The following is a 2,504-nucleotide window of genomic DNA, read 5'->3' on the forward strand; positions in this document are numbered from 1 at the left end:
GACTTACCTACGTTTGGTAAACCTACTATGCCTAGTTTCATTTTTATATATCTCCTTCTAAAAATGCTTTATTTAAGCCATTTGTTATCTCAGCTCGTATTACCGAGTACCACGCCGGGCACCATTTATCTATTATGACATAAAAATAGTCCTGACACAGCGAATATATATTACCATGTCAGGACGGATTTGTAAAAACGTGTAGTGACAAATCCCTGAAGATAAAGCCAAGATAAAACAATATAAGTCCCAAATATTTGAGACGTTGCTCATAACTGTATCAACCTTTTGGTACACCGCAGCCCTCTTAAAATAGGCGTTTTGAGAAAAATCATCTCACATGCTCACGTTTTTTTGAAACCTTTTTATATATAATAATTGCAACATCGCACCTGTGACTGTATGCCCCTACTTAAAAACCCTCGTCAGCCATACATATCTTTTATTCTTCAACCGATTCCACAAATATATCCATCAAAGTTTAATTTTCACTTTTTCCAAATTAGATGTGTACAGATTAGCTGGCGCTTGCTTTATCTCTAATAGCATTCCCTTTGCAACCAATCTATCAATAACCCTACTTCTAAAATAAGTTGAAGGAGTAACACCTATATTGGATGCTATTTCTTTCACTGTACGTTTATTGTTGTAGCAATATGAAAGAATTCTTAAATCACTCTTTCCTTCCAGTATTTCCTCAACATACACATTCGGAGAATCTGCTGTAATATCTATTACTCCTTTTTCAAACGTCAAATCCGGAAGCGTTAATGTAAACGAATTGGCATCAGCAGTAATAAATGGTGCAAATTGCTCGCCAGCTTTTGCATAATCTTCTTCTATAAAATCAAATCCAGAACCTTTTTTCTCCATGTACTTACACATTTCAAGAATATTGCATATTACTTCATTTCTTCTACGCGGAATAATAGATGCAATGTTCTTTTCTTTATATAATTCTCTTACACCAAGAAGAGCTCCAGGAGATGTAATTTCTAAGCGATCTGGAAATATGTTTACTTCTATTTGAGTCCCATACATGTAATAGTTTCTATGGCCTATAGCATTCACAACACCTTCAGTCACAGCACGAGCTGGAAACGAGATATATGGTACAGTTTTTGTATCCATTTTTTTGAAACCATTTGCAGAATGTGCACTTATAAAACTAATTGTTTTTTCTAAAACCGATAACAGATTTCCGGTATACTCTTCTGACGCTGTAACAATTGATCCTCCTTTTGTTAATCCCGGCCAAACAGTAGCAACAACCTTTGTTCTTAGACCATCATAATCATCCGCAAATAATTGCATACCCTTTGTAACCAATTTATCTTCAGTAATCGCACTTTTTGAAATCAATTCCTTTTCAGTTATCTTTGTTTTTCTTTCCTCTGCAACTACATGCAGTTTTTTATAATTATTCTCACTGTACAGAATATCAGTTTTAGCAGTATCAAAAGGAATATTATCACTAAGCAAAATAAGATCTTTAATCTGCTCTGATGACGCAATATCCGTACGTCCGAAGTTTCTCACATAGATTCCAAGTAATCCGTCCTCATGCAAAGTAACAGGCAGATTCTTACTTTTTTTCACGATAACTTCGATAATGTATCTGATTCCATCTCCTACATTCACATCAATTCCATTTATATCATATGAAATCTCAGGCTCCACCCGCTCTTTAATTTGTCGATGAATCATTAAGATTGTTTTATCAGCTGTTTTCTTATCTAAAGCAACAATTTTATGCGTATTATCCTCTACTCCAACCAAAAGACGTCCGCCATCCGTATTAGCAAAAGCAACAATTGTTTTAAGCCAGCCAACTTCAAGACTCTTACCATTATCGCTTTTCCCTTCTTTTATGATTCCTTTGTACTCAGTCTTTTTATCTTCCAGTCCATATTGTGGAAACATTTCTTCAATACGCATACAAAGCCTCCTATTATCTCTATAATATGAATTATAGAAAAAGGAAATGAAGTTGTAAACAAAAACTTCACTGCACTTCATTGCAAACTTCATTATGCTTCACTGCATACTTCACTTAATTCATTACGTATTTGTTTACCGATAATAATCGTCAAACATCTCCCCCACGTTTATTAGCAAGTGGCAAAAAAGAGCAGTCATTCTATTAAAAACAACTGCACTTTTATGTAAGTTCTATGTAAAAAACTCGGTGAAACTAGTCGCCCTAGGCTTACCAAACTATAATGGCGTAGGAACACTTCTATGTACCAAATTTGTGCCAGCTATGTACCAGCATTTCCTTCTTCACGTGAATTTACGTGAAATTATGTAAAATTAAGATTTGGGAATTGTTAGGAAAAATGAAGATATGTAACCAGGCGTGACAACACGTGAAATGGGCTAGTTGCCTCGATTCCTAGTTTCATTTTCTATATATCTCCTTCTAAAAATGCTTTATTTAAGCCATTTGTTATCTCAGCTTATTGTACCGAGTACCACGTCGGGCACCATTTATCTATTATGAC

The 2,504-nt window shown here is 34.9% G+C and carries 1 protein-coding gene; it reads right to left on the reverse strand.

All coding sequences use genetic code 11. The annotated features are described in order from the left end of the window. Positions 1–474 precede the first annotated feature (474 nt). The gene (locus G585_RS0116505; RefSeq protein ID WP_022776475.1) at positions 475–1,938 is read right to left on the reverse strand and encodes an ATP-binding protein; all 1,464 of its coding nucleotides are present in this window, start codon (positions 1,936–1,938) and stop codon (positions 475–477) included. Positions 1,939–2,504 lie beyond the last annotated feature (566 nt).

The sequence above is a fragment of the Butyrivibrio sp. AE2015 genome (assembly GCF_000420825.1).
Taxonomy (GTDB): domain Bacteria; phylum Bacillota; class Clostridia; order Lachnospirales; family Lachnospiraceae; genus Butyrivibrio.